General features: G+C 69.4%; 24 protein-coding genes and 1 pseudogene. 17 read left to right on the top strand and 8 right to left on the bottom strand.

The window, feature by feature from the left end; genetic code table 11:
• Window positions 1-221: 221 nt before the first annotated feature.
• A complete protein-coding gene (locus tag OG207_RS37100) occupies window positions 222-821 on the bottom strand; it encodes a TetR/AcrR family transcriptional regulator (protein WP_329105005.1) in 600 nt (199 codons plus the stop codon).
• 90 nt (window positions 822-911) lie between these two features.
• Between OG207_RS37100 and OG207_RS37095 the strand changes: the two genes are divergently transcribed.
• Window positions 912-1,856, top strand: a complete 945-nt coding sequence (locus tag OG207_RS37095; RefSeq protein ID WP_329105003.1) for an alpha/beta fold hydrolase — start codon at window positions 912-914, stop codon at window positions 1,854-1,856.
• A 291-nt stretch (window positions 1,857-2,147) separates the two neighbouring features.
• Window positions 2,148-2,885, top strand: a complete 738-nt coding sequence (locus OG207_RS44145; RefSeq protein ID WP_443072877.1) for an ATP-binding cassette domain-containing protein — start codon at window positions 2,148-2,150, stop codon at window positions 2,883-2,885.
• On the opposite strand, the pseudogene OG207_RS37080 reads toward OG207_RS44145, so the two are convergent.
• A pseudogene (locus tag OG207_RS37080) lies at window positions 2,849-3,064 on the bottom strand (TetR family transcriptional regulator); the annotation flags it as partial. The gene OG207_RS44145 and the pseudogene OG207_RS37080 overlap by 37 nt on opposite strands.
• Window positions 3,065-3,317: 253 nt before the next feature.
• Here OG207_RS37080 and OG207_RS37075 point away from each other — a divergent pair.
• From OG207_RS37075 to OG207_RS37060, 4 genes are all read left to right on the top strand, one after another.
• Complete coding sequence (locus OG207_RS37075) at window positions 3,318-4,235, top strand: alpha/beta hydrolase family protein (protein ID WP_329105001.1); 918 nt, start codon at window positions 3,318-3,320, stop codon at window positions 4,233-4,235.
• Between the two features lie 64 nt (window positions 4,236-4,299).
• Window positions 4,300-5,244, top strand: a complete 945-nt coding sequence (locus OG207_RS37070) for an NAD-dependent epimerase/dehydratase family protein (RefSeq protein WP_329104999.1) — start codon at window positions 4,300-4,302, stop codon at window positions 5,242-5,244.
• Window positions 5,245-5,686: 442 nt separating this feature from the next.
• On the top strand, window positions 5,687-6,967 hold the full coding sequence (locus tag OG207_RS37065) for an ATP-binding protein (protein ID WP_329104996.1): 1,281 nt from the start codon (window positions 5,687-5,689) through the stop codon (window positions 6,965-6,967).
• A gap of 430 nt (window positions 6,968-7,397) precedes the next feature.
• A complete protein-coding gene (locus OG207_RS37060; RefSeq protein WP_329104994.1) occupies window positions 7,398-7,694 on the top strand; it encodes a hypothetical protein in 297 nt (98 codons plus the stop codon).
• A gap of 143 nt (window positions 7,695-7,837) precedes the next feature.
• Here OG207_RS37060 and OG207_RS37055 read toward each other — a convergent pair whose 3' ends face one another.
• Window positions 7,838-8,383: an SRPBCC family protein gene (locus tag OG207_RS37055; RefSeq protein WP_329104992.1), complete on the bottom strand. Its 546-nt coding sequence runs from the start codon at window positions 8,381-8,383 to the stop codon at window positions 7,838-7,840.
• A gap of 131 nt (window positions 8,384-8,514) precedes the next feature.
• On the opposite strand from OG207_RS37055, the gene OG207_RS37050 reads away from it, so the two are divergent.
• Together OG207_RS37050 and OG207_RS37045 are read left to right on the top strand one after the other, a co-directional pair.
• Window positions 8,515-9,399, top strand: a complete 885-nt coding sequence (locus OG207_RS37050; protein WP_329104990.1) for a helix-turn-helix domain-containing protein — start codon at window positions 8,515-8,517, stop codon at window positions 9,397-9,399.
• A 244-nt stretch (window positions 9,400-9,643) separates the two neighbouring features.
• Window positions 9,644-10,033 (top strand): hypothetical protein, encoded by a 390-nt coding sequence (locus tag OG207_RS37045; protein WP_329104987.1) that lies wholly within the window; start codon window positions 9,644-9,646, stop codon window positions 10,031-10,033.
• A gap of 175 nt (window positions 10,034-10,208) precedes the next feature.
• On the opposite strand, the gene OG207_RS37040 is transcribed toward OG207_RS37045, so the two are convergent.
• Window positions 10,209-11,306, bottom strand: coding sequence for a winged helix DNA-binding domain-containing protein (locus tag OG207_RS37040; RefSeq protein WP_329104985.1), 1,098 nt, complete (start codon window positions 11,304-11,306; stop codon window positions 10,209-10,211).
• A 113-nt stretch (window positions 11,307-11,419) separates the two neighbouring features.
• On the bottom strand, window positions 11,420-11,842 hold the full coding sequence (locus OG207_RS37035; RefSeq protein ID WP_329104983.1) for a VOC family protein: 423 nt from the start codon (window positions 11,840-11,842) through the stop codon (window positions 11,420-11,422).
• A gap of 161 nt (window positions 11,843-12,003) precedes the next feature.
• On the opposite strand from OG207_RS37035, the gene OG207_RS37030 reads away from it, so the two are divergent.
• From OG207_RS37030 to OG207_RS37020, 3 genes are all read left to right on the top strand, one after another.
• The gene (locus tag OG207_RS37030) at window positions 12,004-12,987 is read left to right on the top strand and encodes a helix-turn-helix transcriptional regulator (RefSeq protein WP_329104981.1); all 984 of its coding nucleotides are present in this window, start codon (window positions 12,004-12,006) and stop codon (window positions 12,985-12,987) included.
• Between the two features lie 737 nt (window positions 12,988-13,724).
• The gene (locus OG207_RS37025; protein ID WP_329108145.1) at window positions 13,725-14,567 is read left to right on the top strand and encodes an MEDS domain-containing protein; all 843 of its coding nucleotides are present in this window, start codon (window positions 13,725-13,727) and stop codon (window positions 14,565-14,567) included.
• Window positions 14,564-14,986: an ATP-binding protein gene (locus OG207_RS37020; protein WP_329104978.1), complete on the top strand. Its 423-nt coding sequence runs from the start codon at window positions 14,564-14,566 to the stop codon at window positions 14,984-14,986. The genes OG207_RS37025 and OG207_RS37020 overlap by 4 nt, the downstream gene beginning before the upstream one ends.
• A 286-nt stretch (window positions 14,987-15,272) precedes the next feature.
• On the opposite strand, the gene OG207_RS37010 is transcribed toward OG207_RS37020, so the two are convergent.
• Both OG207_RS37010 and OG207_RS37005 read right to left on the bottom strand, forming a co-directional pair.
• Window positions 15,273-15,521, bottom strand: a complete 249-nt coding sequence (locus tag OG207_RS37010; protein WP_329104976.1) for a hypothetical protein — start codon at window positions 15,519-15,521, stop codon at window positions 15,273-15,275.
• Window positions 15,522-15,901: 380 nt separating this feature from the next.
• Entirely contained in the window at window positions 15,902-16,150 is a 249-nt protein-coding gene (locus tag OG207_RS37005; RefSeq protein ID WP_329108312.1) for a hypothetical protein, read from the bottom strand.
• Between OG207_RS37005 and OG207_RS37000 the strand changes: the two genes are divergently transcribed.
• The 5 genes from OG207_RS37000 (at window position 16,038) to OG207_RS36980 (ending at window position 21,901) form a co-directional block, all read left to right on the top strand.
• Window positions 16,038-17,168 (top strand): MFS transporter, encoded by a 1,131-nt coding sequence (locus OG207_RS37000; RefSeq protein ID WP_329108143.1) that lies wholly within the window; start codon window positions 16,038-16,040, stop codon window positions 17,166-17,168. The genes OG207_RS37005 and OG207_RS37000 overlap by 113 nt on opposite strands.
• A gap of 177 nt (window positions 17,169-17,345) precedes the next feature.
• On the top strand, window positions 17,346-19,196 hold the full coding sequence (asnB, locus tag OG207_RS36995) for an asparagine synthase (glutamine-hydrolyzing) (RefSeq protein ID WP_329104974.1): 1,851 nt from the start codon (window positions 17,346-17,348) through the stop codon (window positions 19,194-19,196).
• A 261-nt stretch (window positions 19,197-19,457) separates the two neighbouring features.
• On the top strand, window positions 19,458-19,640 hold the full coding sequence (locus tag OG207_RS36990) for a hypothetical protein (protein ID WP_329104972.1): 183 nt from the start codon (window positions 19,458-19,460) through the stop codon (window positions 19,638-19,640).
• Complete coding sequence (locus OG207_RS36985) at window positions 19,627-21,051, top strand: amidase (protein WP_329104970.1); 1,425 nt, start codon at window positions 19,627-19,629, stop codon at window positions 21,049-21,051. The genes OG207_RS36990 and OG207_RS36985 overlap by 14 nt, the downstream gene beginning before the upstream one ends.
• Window positions 21,052-21,073: 22 nt before the next feature.
• Window positions 21,074-21,901, top strand: a complete 828-nt coding sequence (locus tag OG207_RS36980) for a thioesterase family protein (RefSeq protein WP_329104969.1) — start codon at window positions 21,074-21,076, stop codon at window positions 21,899-21,901.
• A gap of 80 nt (window positions 21,902-21,981) precedes the next feature.
• Here the strand turns inward: OG207_RS36980 and OG207_RS36975 are convergent, their stop codons facing one another.
• Complete coding sequence (locus OG207_RS36975) at window positions 21,982-23,229, bottom strand: cytochrome P450 (RefSeq protein WP_329104967.1); 1,248 nt, start codon at window positions 23,227-23,229, stop codon at window positions 21,982-21,984.
• A gap of 92 nt (window positions 23,230-23,321) precedes the next feature.
• Between OG207_RS36975 and OG207_RS36970 the strand changes: the two genes are divergently transcribed.
• Window positions 23,322-24,227 carry a LysR family transcriptional regulator gene (locus OG207_RS36970; RefSeq protein ID WP_329104965.1) on the top strand — a complete coding sequence of 302 codons (906 nt, stop codon included), beginning with the start codon at window positions 23,322-23,324 and terminating at the stop codon, window positions 24,225-24,227.
• Window positions 24,228-24,293: the final 66 nt, after the last annotated feature.

The raw sequence follows: 24,293 nt of genomic DNA, 5'->3' as shown, positions 1-24,293 counted from the left end.
CGGGGGTTTGGACCGGGGCCGCTTGGATCTTGATGGTCCAGGAGAACGGGGTTCCCGTGGGGATGAAGCGTTGCCCCGCCGAGTTCAAGGCGGACGCGATCGCGCTGTACCGCTCGAGGTCGGGAGCGGCGAACCCCTCAGCAAGGTTCATCGCGGCAGATCAGGAAGGCACTTTCGTACTTCCGCCCCAACGGTCGCCACACCCAGGCGAAACTACGAGGTCAGCTCCGGGCGTGCAGGGCGTGCAAGGCGCGCGCGAGCGCACTCATGCTGATGTCGATGACCGTGCGGAGCTGGTTCTGGCTCGCCCTGGTCTTGCTCATCACGGCCAGCGACTGGTTGACCGCCGCCATGTGAACCGCGAAGTCGTCGGCATCGCCTTCGGCCAACTGCGCGGCGCACAAGGCGGTCCGCAGCCGCGCATGCTGAAGGTCCAGAGCTTCGATCGCACGTGCGGCGATGGTGGGGCTGAGCGCCGGTGCCGCCATCGCGGTCTGGGCGATCAGGCATCCATCAGGTACGTCAGGGTCGGCGATGCGCTGCAGGGTGACCTCGAAGAACGCCCGTACTGCCTGGAGCGGTTCCTCGGCCGCACATGAAAGCGCCTGGTCGTACTTGCTTCCGTACCGCGCGGCGTAGCGGTCCAGGCAGCGTAGATAGAGCGAGTCTTTGTCGCCGAACGAGGAGTAGATGGAACTGCGGTTCAAGCCGGTCGCCCTGGAGAGGTCGTCGAGAGACGTGTCGGCGTATCCGGCCCGCCAGAACTGGACCATCGCCGCGTCGAGCGCGGTGCCCACGTCGAACTGCTTCTTCCCGGCCATCACGCATGCACCTCGTTCTCGTACCAGCCGTCGGGGCCCTACCCATCCTATCTTGAACTGATCAGTTCAAGATGCAGTAGGCTCCGAAACATGACTGCCGAAGCCATGGCCCCGAACCGTTCCTGCGACCAGAACCCAGTCCCTGGCTTGCCGTTGTACGACCTTGCGGGTTTCGCTCACCGCTGGGTCGACGCGGAAGGAATCCGACTTCATGCCGTGGAAGGCGGCCGGCCAGCCGGTCCCACCGTCGTCCTGCTCGCCGGATTCCCGCAGACCTGGTGGGCTTGGCGAAAGGTGATGCCAGGTCTTGCCGAGCGGTTCCACGTGATCGCGATCGACCTGCCGGGGCAGGGCCACTCCGACCGCCCTCAAGGGGGCTACGACACGCACACCGTCGCTTCGCGCGTCCAGGCCGCACTGACCGCGCTCAACGTGCCGAAGTACTGGCTCGTCGCCCACGACATCGGGGCCTGGGTCGCCTTCTCGCTGGCCCTGAAGTACGAAGACCGCCTGCACGGCATCGCTCTGCTTGACGCCGGCATTCCCGGAATCACGCTCCCGAGATCCATCCCGACGGACCCCGACCGGGCTTGGAAGACCTGGCACTTCGCCTTCCACTTGGTGCCCGAACTGCCCGAAACTCTGCTCACCGGCCGCGAGCGCGACTACGTCGGCTGGTTCTTGAAGGTCAAAGCCCTGTCTCCGAACACCTTCGACGGCGCCGAGATCGACCATTACGCCGCCGCCATCGCGGCCGAGGGAGGGCTTTCAGCGTCTCTCGCCTACTACCGCGACGCTGCGGAATCAGCACGTAAGAATCATGACGCTCTCGAACGGGGGCACTTGACCGTCCCGGTCCTGGGAATCTCCAGCTCCCATGGCTCGATCCCCGACATGGCCGCCTCCCTCAGTCCATGGGCAGAGAACGCGACCGGCGCCTTCATCCCACAAGCCGGACACTTCATTCCCGACGAGCAGCCCGACGCAACGGTGGACGCGGTGACCGCGTTCATCGATCACGAGCGTGTCGAGTAGTTCTCCACGCGCCGGTCAGTCCGGTGACGTCGGCGAGATCAGCCAGCAGCCGTGCCCCGACATGACACAGCATTCCTGCACCGTCGGGGACCGACAGAACCCCTCGACACGGTTCATCGCCCCGGATCAGAAGGCACTTTCGCGTTCCCGGCCACCAACCGGCCTCACGTCAACTGAAACGGCGAGGCCAGCACGCACCGTGGTGTCGGTGTCCAGTCGAGTGCCGCGCCAGAACCTCACCGGCGCCAACCCCGGCACCGCCATCGCCCTTCAGACCTTCGCCCAGCTGCCCTGACTCACTGTCCAGCAGGCAGTCGAACTGGGTTTGGAGGCCACGGTGGTTGGGGCCGTGCAGCGGGCGGAAGTGACCCGCCGGACCATCGACTTGATCGGTCTCGACAGCTTGAGTCCGCCTACCCCAAGGAACTCTCCGGCGGCACGCGCCAGCGCGTCGGCTTCGCCCGGGCCCTCGTCGTGGAACCCGACGTGCTGATGATGGACGAGCCCTTCTCCGACCTCGACGTCCTGACCGCCGAGAACCTGCGCGGCGAACTGATGGAGCTGTGGGAGTCGGGCCAGTTCCCCACCCGCGCCGCCGTTCTCGTCACCCACACTCGCCGCGAGCCAGGCCGCGAGCAGCAGCGTGAGACCGTTCACCTGGACGGAGAGGAACGTGGCCCGCTTGACCCCGTAGGTGAATCCGCGCCGGGCGCATCGCCACCAGGCCAGCACGATCGACACCGCTTTGGTGAGCAGGTGCGCAGCGTCCGACAACAACGCCGGCACACCGGGCATCAGGCCTTTGCCGACCTCTACCACCATGAACGAACCGATCAGCGCGAGGGCCGTGCCCAGCTAGCGCCGGTCGGCACCTGCGCCCACACCGCGCGAACGCCCGGCATACCCATGGCCATGGGTATGGGTATGGGTATGGGTATGGGTATGCCGTTGGCCGTGTCCGTGCCCGCCCATGAGCGACGCCTACCCGTTCGGCCGGCCTCGGCGCAGGCGTCGACCTGGTGGCGGTAGACGGCGATGACGAGGTCCGCCCGGGTGGGGAAGTGCCAGTAGAGCGCGGCCACCCCCACTCCGGCCTCGGCCGCGATCTCGCGTACCGCCGCGGCCGCGGCCAGCAGGGTCTGCTGGTTGCGCCGGACGTCCTTGCGCTGGGGTCCGGCCGCGCTCTCCTGCCGGTTGCCGTCGCTCACTTCGGCACTCCTTCCAAGACGGACCTTGCAAAGTGGAACTGCGTTCCGTATCGTTCATTGCGGAACAGGGTTCCGTTTTAGTCGGGATGTCAGACCACGGAACCGACGACCACATCGCGCATCGCTGCCGCGCGCTCGACGGACTCAACCGGCCCTCCCCGCCCCTCGAAGAGCCAGATCCGGCCAGAGGGCCCCACCTGCGGCCGCACCCCTCGCACCCGAGCATCCGAAGATCCGAACGGAAGGCACTTCCATGTCCGACCCGAACACCACACCCGCCCTCGTGGTCTCCGCCCAGCCGGTCGTCCTGCCCGCCCCGGGCCGCGGCGACGACCTCCAGGTCCGCATGTCCGCCCCCGCCACCGGCAGCGAGCTGCCCGTGATCGTCTTCTCGCACGGCTACGGCTGGTCGATGAACGGCTACGCACCGCTCGCCGATCACTGGGCCGCCCAGGGCTTCGTCGTCGTCCAGCCCACCCACCTCGACTCCCGCACCCTCGCCATCCCCGCCGAAGCCCCCCGCACCCCGCGGATCTGGCGCCACCGCATCGAAGACGTCACCCGCGTACTGGACGGGCTCGACGCCCTGGAAGCAGCCGTACCCGGCCTCGCCGGACGCCTCGACCACGACCGCATCGCCGTGGCCGGCCACTCCTGGGGAGCCCAGACGGTGAGCACACTGCTGGGCGCCCGCGTCCTCGACGCCGACGGGATACCCGGCGAGGACCTGTCCGACCCACGCGTCAAGGCAGGGGTACTGCTCGCCCTGACCGGCCTCGGTGACGACCTGACGCCGTTCGCCGCCGAGCACTTCCCCTTCATGAAGCCGTCGTTCGACACCATGACCGCCCCGGCCCTCATCATCGCCGGCGACCACGACCAGTCCCACCTGTCCACCCGCGGACCCGACTGGTTCACCGACCCCTACACCCACAGCCCCGGCGACAAGAGCCTGCTCACCCTGTTCGGCGCCGAGCACTCGCTCGGCGGCATCCCCGGCCACGAAGTCGCCGAGACCACGGACGAATCCCCCGCCCGCGTCGCCCTGATCCAGCAGCTCACCACCGCCTACCTCCGCAGCACCCTCCAGGACGACGACGTGGCATGGAAGGCGGCGGTCACCGCCCTGGACGAGGCCCCCCACCCACTCGGCAAGCTCCAGAGCAAGTAAGCACCCACACGCACCGCGGACCGCACACCGCGCACGGCCGAGATTCGCCAGGAAAGGGCAGACCATGATCCTCGTCACCGGAGGCTTCGGCTTCATCGGCTCCCACACCGTACGGGCCCTGCTCGACCTGGGCGAAGACTGCGTGGTGATCCAGCGCAGCACTCGTGCGCTCCCTACCGTCCTCGCCGACACCCGAGTGAGGGTGGAACGGGCCGACGTCACCGACCGCCAGGCGCTGCTGGCGGTCGGCCGTCGCCACACCATCACGGGCATCGTGCACCTGGCCGGGTCCTACCCCTGGCCGCCCGTCCCCGACGCGCCCGTCGAGGCGACGCGGCAGGCGCTCGGCGGGCTGCTGAACATCGTGCAGGCGGCGCAGGAGTGGGGCGTACGGCGTCTCGGTGTCGCCAGCACGATCGGGGTCTACTTCGGCGCCGGGAACGACGGACCGCTCCGCGAGGACACGCCGCTGTCGATGAGCGCGGCGGTCTCGATCCCGACCTTCAAGAAGGTCGGGGAACTGCTGGGCGGATTCCTCGCCGACACCACGGGGATTGACATCGTCGACTACCGCATCTCCGGCACCTGGGGGCCGCTCGGCCATCCCGATCCGTTCTTCGCCGCCCCCGCCCTCGTCCACGCCGCCGCCCACGGCACCGCCCCGGACTTCTCCCACCTCCTGGGGCCGGCCTTCGCCGAGGACGGACTCGACCTCAACTACGTGAAGGACACCGGCCGAGCGATCGCTCTCCTCCAGCTCGCGGACAAGCTGAACCACCGTACGTACAACGTCGGCTCCGGCCGGGCCACGACCAACGCCCAGCTCATCGACGCGATCAAGAAGGTGGTGCCCGACGCCCGGGTCGACCTGCCCACCGGAGGCGGCGCACCGCACCTGGTCCTCGACATCGGCCGCTTGAAGGAGGACACCGGCTACCGGGCCGAGTACGACACCGAGCGGGCCGTCGGCGACTACATCGCTTGGCTGCGCGCAGGCAACAAGGCCTGAGCCGGGCAGGGGCTTTGCCGCCAGCGCGGTGCCGACCGCTACCTCGGTCACATCGAGGCCTCACGCCGCCGCTTCGCCGGCGCCTGACGGCCAACGCACTCGCAGGCGAAACCATCGGGCGGCCTCGCCCGAGCGGCCCGGCGGGCCCACACGAGCGAACCGGAGCTGGCCGTCGCCGCAGGCTTCGGCGTACGCGGCGCCATAGGTGGGAGAGACGATGCGGTCACTCGCGGCCCAGGCGGCGAGCACGGCAGTCGCTCGGCATGAGCGCCGCCGCCCACCGACGAGAGCCTCGCTTTCCAGTCGTGGGGCACTCTGTCCGGGATCGGGCATCGCCTGCGCACACGCCACCAGATGAGTGGTCGGTGCCGGTCGTGGAGTGCGACATGAGGCGTTCTGGCCGACGGCAGGCACACCATGGTTACAGGACGAGGAGGCGGTCATGTCGGTGTGGCGCTTGCGGGATTTCCATGATGATGACCTGGACCAGGCGATCCGGTTGTGGGACCAGGGCCTCCAGGCCGACCTGTCCCTTCCCGTGTTCCCGGTCTCCGAGGTCGTGGCAGCCGCCCGTGCGGGACAGCCCTCCGTGGTCGCGGTGGTGGAGAGTGAGCTGGTCGGGATGGCCGTGGCCCGCGCTGAGGGTGAGCGTGGGTGGATCTTGATCACGGCTCTGTCTGGTGCGTGGCGCAACCGCGGACTGGGTAGTGCGCTGATCGCCCAGGTGGAGCAGCAGCTGCGCGACCGCGGAGTGCGTAGGGTCAGCGCCATCCTTACACCTGGCTCGACCGGGACCACCGCGTTGGAGAACTCCGGCTACCGCCGCCTGGACGGTCTGGTCTACTACGAGAAGCTGGAGCCCCCGGGGGCGCAGGATGCGGGACTGCTGGCCCAGCTCGGCGGCCGGGTCCTGCCGCGAGGCCTGTGGGAGCAGCTGGCGGGCATGTTCGAGGCCAAGGACACCATCGAGAAGCGCATCGTTCTGCCGCTCGCCGAGCCGGAGGTCGCCGAGCGCTATGGGGTCCGTCCTCCGAAAGCGGTCATCTTGTTCGGGCCGCCCGGCACCGGAAAGACCACCTTCGCCAAAGCGATCGCATCCCGCCTCGGCTGGCCGTTCGTGGAACTCTTCCCCTCACGCCTGGCCGCCGATTCCGACGGAGCGCTGGCAGCCTCGCTGCGCGATGCATTCGCGGACCTGGCCGAGCTGGACAGCGTCCTGTTGTTCATCGACGAGGTCGAGGAGATCGCAGCCGCGCGCTCAGGCCACGCTGTCGACCCCGGACACGGGGTCACCAACGAACTCCTCAAACTCATCCCCGCGTTCCGCGACCACGACGACCGGCTGCTCGTCTGCGCCACCAACTCCCTGCGCACCTTGGACCCGGCATTCCTTCGCCCGGGCAGGTTCGACTACATCATTCCGGTCGGCCCGCCCGACTCTGCTGCTCGCGAGGCGATCTGGCGCCGCTACCTCGGCACCACTGCCCCGGTGATCGAGGTCGACCAGCTGGTCGCCGCCAGCGAGATGTTCACCCCTGCCGACATCGAGTACGCCGCGCGCAAGGGCGCCCAACGCGCCTTCGAACGCGAGATCAGCCACCGCACTGGGACCCCGGCCGCCACCGACGACTTCCTCGCCGCGATCGCCGACACCCGTCCCACCCTCACCCCGCAGGCCCTGGACGACTTCCGGGAGGACATCGAGCACCACACCCGAACCTGATGCCCACCCCACCTCCCGCGCCGGCGGCGTCGCCGTTTCCCGGGTGATCACCTCCACGATCTACACGGACCCACGCGGCACGACGGCACGACGGCACGAAGTAGGTCCGCTTCCTCGCGAGAACCTCGACCGTCCGGACGGGGTGCCGTCACTTCTCGGGCTCTGGCTGAACTCGGTAGTGGACGTCTAGGCCGTCTCTTCCGGATCTTGTCGGCCGAGCCCGCGGCGTCCGGTGCTGTGGCCGGCAAGGCGGAGGGGCGCCCGTGTACTGGACGTACTCGGGCGCCCCGACAACGCGGCCGGGTGCGGTGCCGGGCGTCGCGGGCCCGGCAGGATCCGGAAGAGCCGGTCTAGCGTCAAGGTGCGCCTGCCACACTGGCGCCGTGCGCGTCGCGACGGGCGGCGCCAGGGGGAAGGAACGGATCTCAGGATGTCCCGATGGATCGTGCTGGCCATACCCGTCGACGGTGTCAGCGAGGTGGATCGAAACGCTCGGACCCTCACGGAGTTCCACGGCAGCGCGGAGGAAGCGAAGACAGCCCTCCTGCAGGCGGCGAACACATACGAGCACAAGCTCTGGAAGGTGCGCCGGCGAGAGACGTTCAAGTGCTCCAGCCAGTCATATTTCGTCCGGATTCACGGGCGCATGACGACGTACAGCTTCCTGATCCAGCTTGCTGAACTGGTACACGACACTGCGCAGTCAACGGGCCAGCCCTCGGTCTGAAAGCGCTCCACCACAAAGGTTGCGGCAGAGCCAGTCGACGAAGTTCTCGACGAATGCCGCCTGCGGGTACACCATCACCGTGCTGAGTGCCGACGGGCGTTCGCCTTCCGGCGCTGAACGTCGGCGTGTGTCGCAACCGCTGATCAGCCGGAGATCCGGCGTTGGGTGCGGGTGATGTCGGGGTGGCCTTCTTCGGCGATCCATTGGGCGAGGGAGGCCAGTGTGGTTTCGGCGCTGTCCGCCATGTAGTCGCGCAGTGCGTCGAGGTCACCGCGGGTGGTGCCCAGTACGGGGTCCAGGCGCAGGAGTTGCCAGGACTGCCGGACGAGGGTTCCGCGCCCGTGGGGTTCGAAGGTCCAGCTCCAGCGCACGATGCCGTCCTCGGCGCCGCCGACGACGAAGGTGAAGGCAGCGCCGGGGTCGGCCCGCGTGATCTGGGAACGTGTGGTCCACTGCTTGCCGTCCCTGTTGTTGAGGCCGCTGAACCAGGCGCCGACGCGGGGGCCGGCGTCCGTGTCGAAGGCGACGTCGGTGGCGTTGGGGCTCCACCGGCGGATCGCGGACACGTCGCTGACCAGGTCGTAGACCCGTGCGGGGGCGGCGTCGACCCATGCGTGCCTGGTGAAGGCGAAGTCCGCTGCGTTCAGGGTCTCGAAGGGGTCTTGTTCCCGGGTGGTGACGGTGCTCAAAGCGTCCTCCTGGACGTGCGGGATGCGGTGAGGTCCAGCTCATCGCTGCTCGGGCCGGGGAGCCAGACCCGCTGGTGCCTATCCCCGGCGGGGAGAGGCTGAGCGCTGCGGGTCGACCGATACTCGGAGCCATGAACGGGACATCACAGCTCGGGGACTTCCTGCGGACTCGGCGCTCCCAACTGCGGCCGGAAGAGGCCGGGGTGCCCACCTACGGGGAGCGCCGGCGCGTGCCGGGGCTTCGCCGTGAGGAGCTGGCGCTGCTGGCGGGGGTGAGCGCCTCCTACTACGCCCGCCTGGAGCAGGGGCACTCGCTGAACGCCTCGCCGGAGGTGCTGGACGCGATCGCCCGGGCCCTGCGGCTGGACGGGTCCGAGCGCGGGCACCTGCACGATCTGGCCCGATCGGCCAGGCCCCGCAGCCGGCGGCGCCCCGCACCGGAGCGCGTAACGGAGGCGACCGCCCAGCTGCTGGACGCGCTCGGGGACGTGCCCGCGGTCGTGCTCGGCCGGTGCAGTGACGTCCTGGGATGGAACCGGTTGGGCCACGCGCTGTTCGCCGGACACCTCGACCCCGGCGCCCCGGACGTAGCGGCGCAGCGCCCCAACATGGCCAGGCTGGTGTTCCTCGACGCCCATACCCGCGACCTGTACGCGGACTGGCCGGGCAAGGCCAGGGCGGTGGTGGGGAATCTGCGCCTGGTGGCGGGCCAGTACCCGCTGGACGCCGCACTGCACACGCTGCTGGGCGAGCTGAGCGCGAGGAGCGAGGACTTCGCGTCCATGTGGGCCGACCACCGGGTCAAGGCCTGTACGGTCGCCGACCACGAGATGCGGCACCCGCTGGTCGGTTCGCTGACCGTCATGCAGCAGACCCTGAGCCGGGGGCCGGGCCCCAGCATCGTGGTCGCCACCACCGCGGCGGGCTCATCCTCCCGAGCCGCCCTGGATCTCCTCGCCCAAGCCATCTCCCGTACTGCTCCTGCCCGTTCGGACGGTCAGCTCAACGTCGGCTGACCCCTCCCTCCCTACCTACCTCCCGCCCTCCAGCCCGCACCCGCGCGTGCTGATCCCGGCCGATGCATCCCTCCGCCCTCGTGCGCCGGTGTGCCGCTGCCGCACGCCCGAAAACAGTGAAGGAACACGTGTTCACCAAGCTCTCCAAGCTCTCCAAGACCGCCGTATCGGCGGCCGTACTGACCGCCGCCGCGGTCGCGATGGCCACCGCGCCCCCGGCGTCGGCCGCCTCCGGCCCGATCGAGTGCGCTCGTACCGCTGTGCACTTCGACCTGGCCAAGGGCCAGACGCCGGAAAGATCTGGGCCACCAACCTCGACAAGGGCACCGTCCTTCGCATCCCGATCCTCACCGGCGGGCGCGCCGAAACCACCCGGGTCACCGCCACCGGCCTGACCGGGATCGACGACTTCGCCTTCACCGGCCACGGCGACCAGATCATCGCCGCCCTCAACGCGGTCAACCAGGTCGCCCTGATCCGGCCCGACGGCACCCGCACCACCGTCCTGACCGCCGCCGACGGCCTTCAGGGTCCGACTTCCCTCGCGCTGCGCGGCGACACCGTCCATGTCATGAGCGCCGCCTACCTCACGGCGCAGGACCCCAACCTCGTCCTCGCCCGCCTGGGCAACTGAGCCCCGCTCAGCACAGCGCCCTTCAGCGCAGCCCGGCCGAGGAACACACCCGTTTCGCGGCCGGCACCGTCCCGAGGTCCGCTCACCGGCGGACAGCAGGGGGAGGACTTGGGGGACCCGGCGGCGCACGGTCGGGCCTCGTGGGTGTGGACGGACGCGGGTACGTTCCGTGTCCTCAGCCGATGTCGGTAGCGATGTACACGCGGTTGGTGTCCGCGTGATGGAAGACAGCAAGGGCTTGGGCTTCGGCGTGGATCGCTTCCTGCTCCGGTGCGGAGAGAGGACGCAGCGGGGTGATGTCGAGTCGTTCGTCGCTCTGGGTCCAGGTGGCTGCAACGCGCCCGTCGACGAGGACGGCGCGTTGGCCGGCGACGGACATGCCGAGGTGGGCGTCGTCGATGATGCGGCTGCGGTTCTGGTAGCCGAGGATCGCGTTGTCGAATGCCGGCAGGAACCGGACGGGTGCGGGGGTGTCCGGGTGTGGACGTGGTGCGTCGGGCAGGTCGAGCAGTTCGCGGCCGCTTTCGTCGCGGAAGGTGACGAGTTCGCCGCGGATGGCTTTGATCGCGGCGGGCAGTCCGGCGAGACCGCACCAGGAGCGGATGTCCGAGGTGCTGGCGGGCCCGTAGGCGGCGAGGTAGCGCCGCACGAGCTGCTGCCCGACCGGATCGTTCTCGTCGCACGGGAGTGGAGCGATGTTACGCCCGAGCCAGGTGGCCAGGGGCAGGTTGCGGACACCGGCCGTCGTGTTCCACAGACCGCGGGGCGGGAGCTGGACCATCGGAACAAGGGCAGCGACGAGCAATTCACCCAGCACGCGGCGCGGGGGCGCCGGCCAGCGGTCCTCGAGCGACCGGACGAGTTCGGCCATGGTGCGAGGCCGCCCGTCGGCCATCACCGCCCTGCCCGCGGCGGCCACCTCGTCCAGGTCGACACCTGCGAGTTCACGGCGGTAGGTGGCCGTCACCCGCTGGCGCAGCATGGTGTCGTGGCGCGCCCGCCAGGCCAGTGCGTCCTCGGCGGTGACGAGGTGGACGGTGCGGCGCATCAGGTGCGTGCGCACGACCTCGCGTCCGCTGAGCGCCTCGTCCAGTTCCTGCGGATCGAAGGCGTGCAGCCGGGACCACAGGCCGGTGAAGGGTTCCTGCGGCTCTTGAGCCTGCATGCCGCACAGGTGCGCTACGGCATCACGGACAGGTGTGCACCTGCGGTCGAGCAGGTACTGGCGGGCGAGGGTCGCTCGGTTGAGCGCGCGCGTGTCGAGGACGGTCATGCTCTTCCCACAGGTGTCGATTACGGACGGTGGCCCGCTCTTCTTGGCATCTGTCGAAGGGTCCGCCGCGAGAAACGCGGCGCACCCTTCGTGCCGTGCGGCGAGCCGGGCGGTCAGCCGTTGTAGGGAGCGGTGACGTCCAGGACCCAGGTCACCCCGAAGCGGTCGGTGAGCATGCCGTACAGCGGCGCCCACTGCGCGACTTCCAGCGGTCGTACCACCGTCGAGCCTTCCGACAGCTTCTGCCACAGGCCGCTGATCTCATCGGCGTCGTCGCCGCGCACGGAGACGAAGAACGGGTTGTCCCCCTGGCTCCACGCCAGCTGGGAGGGCACGTCATAGGCCATGACGTGGAAGCCGCTGTCCGCGACGACCTCGCCCCACATCACCCAGTCGGCCTCGCTCTCGTCCTGCACGCTGCCGGCGTCCTTGTAGGTGACGGCGACGGTGCGCCCGCCGAACACCGACCGGTAGAAGTGCAGCGCCTCACGCGCGGCGCCCCGGAAATTCAGGTGGGTAGTGGTCGTGACAGCCATGAGCTGCTCCTCGCGTTCGTTCGGATGCGCGCCGCCGCGGGAAGGCCCGGGCCCGGCGCAGCCACTGTGACCTGGAGCGATTGCTCTCCCGGTGGCTTCGACCCCACCCTCGCAGAGGTAGCGGACAGGATGGGTCCTGTACTTTCGCCAGAATGGCGGGTGTGCAGAAAACGTCCTCGCGGCTGCTCACGCTGCTCTCACTGCTCCAGACGCGCCACGACTGGTCCGGCGACGACCTCGCCGAGCGTCTCGACATCACCCCGCGCACGGTGCGCCGCGACATAGGCCGTCTGCGGGAACTCGGGTACCCGATCATGACCTTCAGAGGACCGGCCGGCGGATACCGTCTGGACGCGGGCTCCCACCTGCCCCCGCTGCTGTTCGACGACGACCAGGCCGTCGCCCTGGCCCTCGCCCTGCACAGCGCCGCCACCAGCCCCACCATCGGTGAGGACGCGGCACGCGCCCTGGCCACCGTCCGTCAGGTCATGCCTGCGCGCCTGCGCCACCGGATCAACCAGCTCCGCATCACTTCCGTGCAACCGCCCGGGAACGACAGCGCCGTGCCGGCCGATCCCCATGTGCTGATGGAGCTGAGCAACGTCATCCACAGCCGTGCGGAGCTCCGCTTCGCCTACGGCCACGACGCCGCCACCACCGGCGAGCAACCCCGCCGGACGCACCCCCATCACCTGATCGCGTGGCGGAGCCAGTGGTACCTCCTGGCCTGGGACCTGGACCGCGACGACTGGCGAACCTTCCGCGTCGACCGGATACGGCCCCGTACTCCCACCGGCCCCCGCTTCACCCCGCGCGAAGTCCCCGGCGGCGACGTCTCCGTCTTCATCGCCAGCCGGTTCCGCGGTAACGACGACACCCGCACGGACTGGCCCTGCCAAGGCCACGTCATCCTCAACCTCCCCGCCACCGCCGTCGCCCCCTTCGCCCAAGACGGCACGGTCGAAGCACTCGGCCCCACCCGATGCAGACTCACCCTCGGCTCCTGGTCATGGACCGGCCTGGCCGCCAGCCTCGGCCGATTCGACACCGGCATCGAAGTCGTCGGCCCGCGCGAGCTCAACGACGCATTCGCCCAACTCGCCACCCGCTACGCCAACGCCGCCCGCACCACCACCCCGCTCTGACCCCGGGCCGGGACTCGGCGCCGCACGGCTTCGCCCGGCAGGGTGCCGCCCTGACGGGCCGACCGTGCCCGCGCAGCGGCAGCCGCCGGCAGCCGGGCCGCGGCCCGTGGCGCAGGGCTCCGCCGGGGACGGCGCTCCGTGAGACAAGGGTGCGGAGCGCCGCGGGACGGCGTGCCGTGGCAGGGGAGAGTGCCCGGCCGGGTCCGTGCTGGGCGCGCGGCGGCGCCGGATGCCGACCGACGGTCTGAGCGGGCGTTTCGTCGAGCGCCGCGTCGACCGCGAGAACCTGGAACGGTCCGCCCGGCTGGCCCTCGACGGACTCCTCGCACCCGTGATCACCGCTGTCCATCCGCTCTCCGACGCCCCGGCCGCCCGACGCCGCCGACCGCCCCTTGCGGACCGGCGCGAGCTCGTGGTCACCGCATCGTCAACGGAGCACGTTCACCTGTACGGGGTTGAGCACGTTCAGGCGTACGCCGACACCGGAGCCTGCCTTCCCCGCCGAACAGCGGCTTGGTCGCCGGCGGGTGAGGGCGGTGCTTTTGTGTCGGGCTCGGGTATTTCTGTGTCGGCTTCGATCGGTAGTGGTCCTGCCGCCCCTCCCGGGGTGATCGCGCTATACGGTCACTGTCCATCTAGAGGCTGTGTCGGCTCTTCATCGAGCTGGTGACGGCGATCGGGCTGAGGGGGTGGCTGTGGCCGTTGAAGTGGATGCTCACACTCTGGCTGTGGAGCAGATGCGGCTGGGGGATCACGCTTTTGCGCACTACGCGGACGACGCGACGCGCTGGGGTGTGCTGGGAGTCTTCGCGCAGCTCGGATTGGCACGTGGTGAGAAGGTCATCGTGCTGGCCGATCCTGCTGTGCCGGAGGACGAAGTGTTCCAGCGGTTGTTTCCTCACGCGGAGTTGTACGAGGCGGAGCGGGATCGCGGTCAGCTGGAGTTCACGAGCATGCGCGAGCTGATCCGTCCCCAACGACGTTTCACCGCGGAGAGACAGATGGGGCGCCTGCGGGAGGAGACGGAGCAGGCGATCGTCGAGGGGTTCGCCGGCCTGCGGTCGATCATCGACATGGCCTGGGTACAGGATCTGGCGATGGACATAGAGGGCGTGATGCACCGCGAGACCCATGCGGAAGCCTTGTTCGAGGACCGCCTGTACGCCGAGATCTGCACGTACGACCGCCGCCGCTTCACTCCTGAGACCGTCGAGGCCATGCGCGTGGGGCATCCCGTCGCCCTGCTGGAGCAGCCCGGGCAACTGGGCGCTACCCATTTCGACCATGGGCTGCGACTGGTCGGGGAAGCGGACTGGTCGACCCGTGAGCAGTGGAGCGTGGCCTTCCAGGCCGCACTCGCCGGCTCCGGTCGTGGTGAGACGCTGATGATCGATCTCACGCCGGTGACCTTCCTGTCCGTCACGTGCGCTGCGGAAGTACTCCGGCAGGTCCAACGGTGCGGCCTGCGGGAGCGCGTGGAGGTTCACTGCTCCCCGTTCCATGCACAGCTGCTCCGTCGCCTCGGGGCCGCTCAGGTGGAGGCTGTGGTCCTGGTCGAGAGCGAAGGAGCTGCGCGATGACCGCACAGACGATCTCGGCGCAGGGAGAGGGAGAACTGCTTCTGGAGTCGCGCTTCTGCGCCGCGGACCTGGCGAGGATACGGGTCCAGGTAGATCTGCACACGTCACGGACCACCCTCACCGAGGCGCGCCGCGCCCAGTTCGTCCTGGCCGTGCACGAGGTGATGTGCAACGCCGTACGACATGGTGGAGGCGAGGGAACCATCCGGCTCTTCCGAAGTGCGGACGGTCTGTGCTGCCAGGTCAACGACACGGGGCCCGGCTTCGACGAGAACATGATCCCACTTGCACTGCCCTCGTTGGACACTCCCGGCGGCCACGGGCTATGGCTCGTCCGGGAGCTGACCGACCGAATGGACATCGCACGATGCGCCGTCGGTGCGAGCATCACGTTCGCGGTGCGCTTCGACGCCGCCTGAGCACACGAGCTGCTGGCCTCGGCCGGCGGGAACCGTGTCCCGGTGATCGCCCAACTGTAGCAGGCCGACGAGGACACCGTCCGCGACGCCATCCTCCGGTTCAACGAGATCGGCCCGGCCTGTCCGGCCCCTCGCTGGGCGGGCGGCCGTCCCCGCCTGCCCAGTCCTGACGACGAGGAGTGCGTCATCGGGGCACCCGCGCAGGTGTGCTCCGGCCTCGCGCGTGCTCCTGTCCGGCGTCCGGTGCGCAGTGCACGACGGATCGGATGCGGACGGTGTCGTCCCGTCAGGCCTTCTCGTCGACGGGGAGGAAGCGTTCGATGCCGCGCTCGGTCATCTCGTCAAGCACGCGCTGCCATTCCTTGACGTACTCGTCCAGCTGTTCCCGTTGCATGACCAGCTCGACGCAATACCCCGGCATGCTGGCGTCGTACCTGCGTTGCGCCTCTCGCCTCTGTGCGGAGACACCGTCGCGGTCGAGTCCCGCCGCTTTCTCCTGCACGTTCTTTCGGATTACCTCTTCAGGCTCGAACACTCTTCTCCTCAATTCAGCAGACGACCTCGCCGGGCCGATACGCCCACTGCGGCGGTGCAGCGGCACGATATGTGACGTGGGAGAACCAGAACAACATCGAATCGAGTCGCAGTCTGGCAGGTTTGCGACGTGAACCATCGCGTGACGATTTTCCTTCGCGGACAGTTTCTCGACTTGGCTAAGTCGTCGCGGGGCACACAGCGCCTCCCACGCGCCGCATCCTGACGAACAGCCCGCTCCAACACCTGAAGCAATCCGTTGACCTGCTGAAACACCGGACCCGGCGACTCTGTGGGTGCAGTCGGATCACTCTCGACGCCTCGAGGAGCCGGTTGTTGGTGTCGAGAACCTGCCAGAAGATGGTGCCCGTTCCTGCTGGACTAGAGATCACGCAACTCTGCATGTGATGCCCAACTCAGGACGGGATTCATGTCCACAGCAACCACCACTTCTGTCCAATCCCCCGCACCGACGGACCGCTCGCCGTTCATCTCCTGGCTGGCCGTCATTTCGATAATGCTAGGGATCTTCTCCATCGTCACGACCGAGATTCTTCCGATCGGCCTTCTCACGTCGATCGGATCGAGTTTCACCATTTCGGACGGAATGGCTGGTCTCATGATGACCATGCCAGGATTCCTCGCCGCGGTCTCGGCCCCCGTGGTCACGGTGGCCACGGGGCGCATCGACCGGCGGGTCATGCTGGGTGTGTTCATCCTGCTGCTGGCGCTGGCCAACTTCCTGGCGGCCGTCGCTTCGAGCTACTGGCTGGTCCTGGTCTCCCGCGTCATGGTGGGCATCACCATCGGCGGATTCTGGTCCATCGGCGCCGGACTCGCCAGCCAGCTGGTTCCCGCGAAGTCCGTGGGCCGCGCGACCTCGGTGATCTTCTCCGCCGTACCGCTCGGCTCCGTACTCGGCGTGCCGCTGGGCACGTTCATCGGTGACGTCGCAGGCTGGCGGACGGCGTTCCTCGTCATGGGCGGCTTCACGCTGGCCGTCCTCGTGCTGCTGCTCGTGGTCGTCCCGCCCCTGCCTTCCGACCGGGCGACGCGCCTCGACGTCCTCGGCGGCATGCTCCGAAGCGTCAACACCCGCTTCGCCCTGGTCATGACCTTCCTCGTCGTGCTCGCCCACTTCGGCACGTACACCTACGTCACCCCGTTCCTGGAGCAGGTGACCCGTGTCGGTTCGGGTCTCATCACGGTCTACCTGCTCATCTACGGAGCGGCCGGCATCGCCGGCAACTTCCTGGGCGGAGCCACGGTGGGACGCTACCCGCGGTCCACCTTCGCCGCGGCCGCCGCGCTGATCGCCGGCGCGACCCTCCTCCTGCCCGTCCTGGGGCGCTCGGACGCCGGCGCAGTGGCCCTACTGGTCGTCTGGGGCGTCGCCTACGGCGCTGTCCCGGTCTGCTCCCAGACCTGGTTCTCCAAGGCCGCCCCGGACTCCCCCGAGGCGTCCTCGGTCCTCTTCACCGCCTCCTTCCAGGCCACGATCTCCATCGGAGCCCTGGTAGGAGGGGCTGTCCTCGACCGCTCCTCGCCCTCCGCGGTCATGGTCCTGGGCGGGCTGGCAGCCGTCCTGATGGTCCTCGTGGCCTGGGCCCACTGGGCCGGAAAGTACACGTGGCCCAAGGCCTCCTAGCCACACCGCGATCGGGGCGGCCGTCCGCCCCGGCGCATGCTCCGCCGCTGTCCCCCTCGCTCTCGGTCGCGCCCGCTCCGGCGGGCCGGCCCGGCGAGAGGTGTCTCCACCTCCCTTTCTCGGACCACCTCGATGAGCCAGGTGCTCACGATCGCCTACCGAAGGAGAACGTCGCTTATGTGCGGCATTGCGGGCTGGATAGATTACGGGCGCGATCTCACCCAGGAGCGCGCCATCGTCGACGCCATGACACAGACGATGGCGTGCCGCGGTCCCGACGCCGAAGGCGTGTGGATCGATCAGCACGCCGCCATCGGTCACCGTCGTCTCTCCGTCATCGACCTGGAGGGCGGACGTCAGCCGATGACCGCCGAACAGGACGGGCGCACGCTGGCGGTGCTGACCTTCAGCGGTGAGATCTACAACTACCGCGAGCTGCGCGCGGACCTGATCTCCCGCGGGCACCGCTTCCGTACCGAGAGCGACACCGAGGTGGTCCTCCGGGGGTACCTGGAGTGGGGCGAGGGCGTCGTCGACAAGCTGAACGGCATGTTCGCCTTCGGCGTCTGGGACGTCCGGAACGAGGAGCTGCTCCTGGTCCGCGACCGGATGGGCGTCAAGCCGCTGTACTACTACCCCACGGCGAACGGCGTCCTGTTCGGCTCGGAGCCCAAGGCCATCCTCGCCCACCCGGAGATCCCGCGCCGGGTGAACGAGAACGGCCTGCGTGAGCTCCTCGACATGGTGAAGACCCCCGAGCACGCCATTTTCACCGGGATGTACGAGATCCGGCCGGGGCACACGGTCCGTGTCCGCCGCCAGGGGCTCGTCAAGCGCCGCTATTGGGCGCTCGAGGCCAAGGAGCACACGGACTCCCTGGAGACGACCATCGAGACGGTCCGCGGACTCCTCGACGACACCGTCAGCAGGCAGCTGATCTCTGACGTCCCGCTGTGCAGCCTGCTCTCCGGAGGCCTGGACTCCTCCGCGGTGACCGCGCTGGCGGCCAAGGCCCTGGCCGCCCAGGGCGGCGGACCGGTGCGATCGTTCTCCGTCGACTTCGTCGGCGCCGCGGAGAACTTCGTACCGGACCCCCTGCGGAGCACCCCGGACGCTCCGTTCGTCCGCGACCTGGCCCAGCACGTCGCGGCCGAGCACAGGGAGATCCTGCTCAACAGCGACGACCTGAGCGACCCCGGCGTCCGGGCCGCGGTCCTCGACGCCACCGACCTGCCGCCCATGTGGTACGGCGACCTGTGGCCCTCCCTGTACCTGCTCTTCAAAGCGGTTCGGGAGCGGTCCACCGTGGCCCTGTCCGGCGAGTCCGCGGACGAACTCTTCGGCGGGTACAGCTGGTTCCACGATCCCGAGGTCCTCACGGCCGAGACGTTTCCCTGGCTCACCTCGACGCCCGGCCCCTTCTACGACGGGACGCCGCTGTTCGACGGCGGACTGCTGGGCAAGCTCGACATCCCCGGCTATCGACGGTCTAGCTACGGCGATGCCATCGCCGAGGTGCCGGTCCTCCCCGGCGAGACGGGCCTGGAGAAGCGGATGAGGGAGATCAGCTACCTCAACCTGACCCGCTTCCTCAACACCCTCCTCGACCGCAAGGACCGCATGAGCATGGCCGTCGGGCTGGAGGTCCGCGTCCCGTTCTGCGACCACCGCCTCGTGGAGTACGTGTTCAACGCGCCCTGGGCCATGAAGACGTTCGACGGCCGGGAGAAGAGCCTGCTGCGCGCGGCCACCCGCGACATGCTGCCCGAGTCGATCGTGAAGCGCGTGAAGGCGCCGTACCCGAGCACGCAGGACTCCGGTTACGAGAAGAAGCTCCGCGACCGGCTCGCCGAGGTGCTCAGCGGTGGTGACGCGCCGATCCTGCCGCTCCTCGACAAGGACCGTGTCCGAGGCCGGCTCGACGGCAGCATCAGCACGGCCAGCACCCAGATCACCCGGATCGACCTCGAGGTTCCGCTCTGGCTCAACGCCTGGCTGGAGTCCTACGGCGTCACGATCGACCTGTAGGCCCGGTTCCCGCGCAGCCGTGCGCCTCGGCCGTGACCGGCAGTGACCGGCCGTGCGCACGGCACCCGCTCTCCCGGTGGCCCCCTCAATCCCCCGTCGGGGGCCACCGGGCTCCTTCGCGTCGGCAGGGAGGCGGCAGTACGGCACGGGAGGGCCGCGGACTGCCCCGCCGTCCCCGGCTCCGCACGTGATCCAAGGCATCCGGCTCCGATCACCCGGAAGGGAACCATGATGGCCGCTACGGGACCGTCCCGTCCGACCGTGCGACCCGCCCCGCCCACGGAGGTCCGTCCCGGCGACGTGGCCGAACTGGCCGCCCGACTGGCTCAACTCTTCGGTCGACTGCGGACCCTGGACCTGGCGGGCGTCGCGCCGGCCCCGGTCTTCCGTGCGGCGACCGACCGCTGCCCCGTGGCCCCGGGAGCCTTCGATGCAGCCCTTTGAGCTGACCGTCGAGGACGCGGCGGCGGCCATGGCGGCCCGCGCGCTGTCCCCCGTGGAACTCGTCGACTCCGTCCTGGACCGGTGCGAGGCCGTCGAGGACCGGCTCCACGCGTACGTCACCGTCGTGGCGGACCGTGCGCGACGGGCCGCGCGACGGGCGGAGCGGGAGATCCGCCAGGGCGTCCACCGCGGGCCGCTCCACGGCATTCCGTACGGCCTCAAGGACCTGATCGACGTCTCCGGGATCCCCACCACGGCCAGTTCGCGCGCGTGGGCGGGACGGATGCCCGGCGGGGACAGCACGGTGGCCGCGCGCCTCACGGACGCCGGCGCGATCCTGATCGGCAAGACCCACACCCACGAGTTCGCTTACGGACTGCTCACCCCGCAGACGGCCAATCCGTGGCACGCGGACGCCGTCGCCGGAGGCTCCAGCGGCGGCTCGGCGGTGGCCGTGGCGGCCGGGACCGCGCTGTTCGCGCTGGGGACGGACACCGGGGGATCGATCCGCATTCCGGCCGCGCTCAACGGGATGGTGGGCCTGAAGCCCACCTACGGTCTGGTCTCCCGCCACGGGGTGGCGCCCCTGTCGTGGTCCCTGGACCACGTCGGCCCCCTCACCAGGACCGTGCGGGACGCCGCCCTCGTGCTGCGCACGCTCGCCGGCCACGACCCCTCCGACCCCGCCAGCGTCTCCGCTCCGGCGGACCCGCCCGCGTCGTCCCCGGCGAACGTGCGCGGGCTGCGCGTCGGCGTGCCCAGCACCTACTACTTCGACCGCGTCGATCCGGAAGTGGATGCCGCCGTCCGCGCGACGATCGACCGGCTGCGGGAGCTCGGCGCGACGGTGATGCCCGTGGACCTGCCACTCGTCGAGTACGTCGAGGCGACGCAGTGGGGCTTGATGGCCCCCGAGGCGTCGGCGGTCCACGAGGAGGGCCTGCGCGCGACACCCGACCTCTACGGCCCGGACATCCGGCTGCTCCTGGAGGCGGGACACCGCGTGTCCGCCCTGGACTACCTGCGTGCCCAGCGCACCCGGTCCCTCATCAGCCGCGCGTGGGGCCGGCTGTTCCTCGGCATCGACCTGCTCATCGCCCCGACCTCCCCCATCACGGCGGCGCGGCGAGGACAGGAGACCGTGCGGTGGCCGGACGGCGTCACCGAGACGGTCACCGACGCCTACGTCCGGCTCTCCTCCCCCGCCAACATCACCGGATTCCCCGCACTCTCGCTCCCGGTCGGCAGGGACTCCGCCGGACTCCCCATCGGCGCTCAGCTGATCGCCGCCCCGTTCGCAGAGTCCGTGCTCTTCCGGGTGGGAACCGCCCTCGAGGAGACGCAGTCGGACACGGGCAGACTTGCCGGGGCGGCTCGGACGGACATCATCCACAGTGCCTCGAATCGCTGAGGCAGGACCCGGAGGCACACCCGTGAACCCAGAGCTCGCTCCGTTCCCCGACGCGCTGCCCCCGGCCTTCTACCACGACCTGGGGGACGGCCGGTTCGAGAGCACCCCGGCCACCGCGGGCCCGTGGAGCGCGAAGTCGCAGCACGCCGGTCCGCCGTCCGCCCTGATCGGGCGGGCGCTGGAGCACCACGGCCGCCGGCCGGGCATGCGGATCGCCCGCGTCACCGTGGAGCTGCTGCGCCCGGTTCCGGTCGCGGACCTGCGGGTCGAGGTGCGGACGGTCCGGTCCGGCGGCAACGTCGAGACCCTGGAGGGGGAGATCACCGCCGACGACGTCCCGGTGCTGCTGGCCCGGGCCTGGAGGCTCGTCACCAGCCCCGAGGACACTCCGGCATTGCGGCCCGTCCCGCCCGCCCCCTCCCTGCCCGGGGCGCAGCCGCCGCACACCATGGCGGGCGCCCATCTGGACGGCTACATCGCGGCGATGGAGTGGCGCTTCGAGGACGGCGCGGGCTTCGACACGCTCGGTCCGGGGACCGCCTGGGCCCGGCAACGCATCCCCTTGGTTGCCGGCTCCCCGGACTCACCGCTGACGCGGGCGCTCACGGTGGCCGACAGCAGCTGGGCGGTCGGCTTCGAGCTCGACCATCACAGGAACCTCGTCATCAACACAGATGTGACCCTTGCCCTGCACCGGGATCCCGTCGGGGAGTGGCTGTGTCTGCGCTCGCACACCGCGGCCGGCCCGAACGGATCGGGGCTCGCCGTCGGGCAGCTCGACGACGCGACGGGCGGCTGCGGTCAGGTCCTGCAGACCTTGCTGATCACTGAGCGGCGCGGCCGGCCGTGACCCGCCGCGCCGGACCCGCGGCACCCGGTGGGGCGCGCGTCCCGCCCCGCCGGGTGCCGTCCGGCTCCGGGCCCGGAGGGTCATCCGGGCCATTCGACGAGCAGGCTCCGGGGACCGCGGAAGGAGACGTTCGCCGGGAAGTCGAAGTCCTGGTCCTCCACCAGCCGCATGTCCGGTGCCCGCTGCGCCAGCAGGTCGAGGGCGATCCGGGCTTCCATCCGCGCGAGCGGGGCCCCGATGCAGTAGTGGATGCCCTTGCCGAAGGCGAGGTGGCGGCGGGCATCGCCCCGGTGGATGTCGAACGTCTCGGGCTCCTCGAAGTGCTTCGGGTCCCGGTTGGCCGCGCCGAGCAGGATCAGCACCTTGGCCTGAGCAGGAATCTCGACACCGCCCACGTCCACCGCCCTGGTGGTGATGCGCCGCCAGGCCGGAATGCTGCTGTCGTACCGCAGGATTTCTTCAACCGCCTTGGAGATGAGACTGCGGTCGGCACAGATCGAGGCCCACTGCTTGGGGTTGGCCAGGAGCTGTCGGATCGCGTTCCCGGTGAAACTCGTCGTGGTCTCGTGTCCGGCGAAGCTCAGCCCGTAGGCGACGTTGGTGATGTCTTCGAGCGACAGGCTGTCGGGATTCTCCTGGCGTATCCGGATCAGGTCACTGGTGAAGTCGTCCACCGGTTCCGCGGCCCGCTTGGCGACGAAATCCTCGCAGTACTCCCAGTAGTTCGTCATGTTGGTGGCGATCTCGCGCTGCTCGTCCGCGCTCGGGCGTCCCCAGCTGAAGGCTATGCGGTTTCCGCACCAGCTCTTCAGCATGTCCATGTCCTCGTCCGGGAAGCCGATGAACGTGAAGATCATGTACGCCGGAAGCGGATAGGTCAGCGCGTTGACCAGGTCCACCTGCCCGGGCCTGATGGAGTCCACCAGCTCCGTGGCCTTGGCCCAGACCTTCGGCTCCAGCGACGCGATGCGCCGCGGGGAGAAGCCCGTCATGTTGTGCTTGCGAATGCGCGTGTGACGCGGCGGGTCGCAGTCCGACATCACCGGGTAGGCGCGGAACCCTTTCTTCAAAATCTCCTGCGCCTCTCCCGAGAGAGGGAACACCGGCTTCTGACCGACCCGGGCGGAGAAGGTCCCCGGGTCCTTGAGAACGGCCTCGATGTCGTCGTACCGGGTTATCACCCACATGTCGATGGCCGATGCGTAGAACGCCGGAGCCTCCTCCCGCACCGCGGTGTGGATCGGATACGGGTCGGCGATGTAGGCGTCACCAAGCGGGTCGAAACCGTGATGCACCGGGCAGCCGGCCTTTCCGTTCATCGGCATCATTGCGAAACCTCCTTGACTTGGTACTCCAAGTCTCCGCCATGGTCGCCTAATTGAAAACGAAGGAATGGTGAGGTGCGTTATGGGATTTCCTAATGACTGAACGGATCAGCCTTCGCCGGCTGCACGCCTTCGTGGCGTGCGCCGAGGCCGGAACCATGACGGGCGCGGCGCGGCAACTGTTCGTGACCCAAGGCGCGGTGTCGGTCGCGATCTCCCAACTCGAACGACAGATCGGCGTGCAACTGCTCCTACGCTCCAAGGCGAAGGGGCTGACGCTGACCGAGGCCGGCCGGCTCCTCCTGCCCGAAGCCCGGTCCCTGCTGGCCCGGGCCGACGCGCTCCAGGCGGGCATGCGTGACCTGGGCAATGCCCCTTCGGGGCGCCTGGTGATCGGCTGCTTCACCACGATCGCCCCGTTCCTCCTGCCGCGCGTCCTGGAGGAGTTCCAGGCCGCCCACCCCCAAGTGACCCTGGACTTCGTGGAGGGCTCGCTCAACGACCTGCAGCAGTTCCTCCTCGACGGGGCGTGCGAGCTGGCGGTCCTCTACCGCGTCGACATCCAGGCCGGTATCGAGTACGACACGCTGTACCCGACCCAGCCGTACGTCCTGCTGCCGCCCGCCCATCCGCTGGCGGAGAAGGCGGAGGTCCAGCTCGCTGACCTCGCCGATCACGACATGATCGCGCTCGATGTCCCGCCCAGCCTGAGCTACTTCAACGAGGTGCTGAGCTCCGCCGGAGTGTCTCCCCGCATCCGGCACCGCACGGAGAGCTTCGAGATGGTGCGCAGTCTCGTCGCCCGGGGCGTCGGCTACTCGCTGCTCATACAGCGTCCCATCGCGGACGTCAGCTACGAGGGGCGCGGCCTGGTGATCCGCCGGATCAAGGACGAGATTCGGCCACTGGACGTCGTCCTGGCACGTCCGGCAGGCGTCCGGCTGACGCGTCGGGCGGCGGCGTTCAGAGCGTTCTGCCGCGCCTTGGCACCCCGCTGCTAAGGGCTGTCCCCTCGTGCGTACTCCCCCGCTCCGCGTGCGGAGCGGGGGAGTACGGGTGCGGCCGGC

The organism is Streptomyces sp. NBC_01439 (genome assembly GCF_036227605.1).
GTDB lineage: Bacteria > Actinomycetota > Actinomycetes > Streptomycetales > Streptomycetaceae > Streptomyces.
Note: the sequence above shows the minus strand (reverse complement) of the source record. Positions and strands in the feature narration are given on the sequence as shown.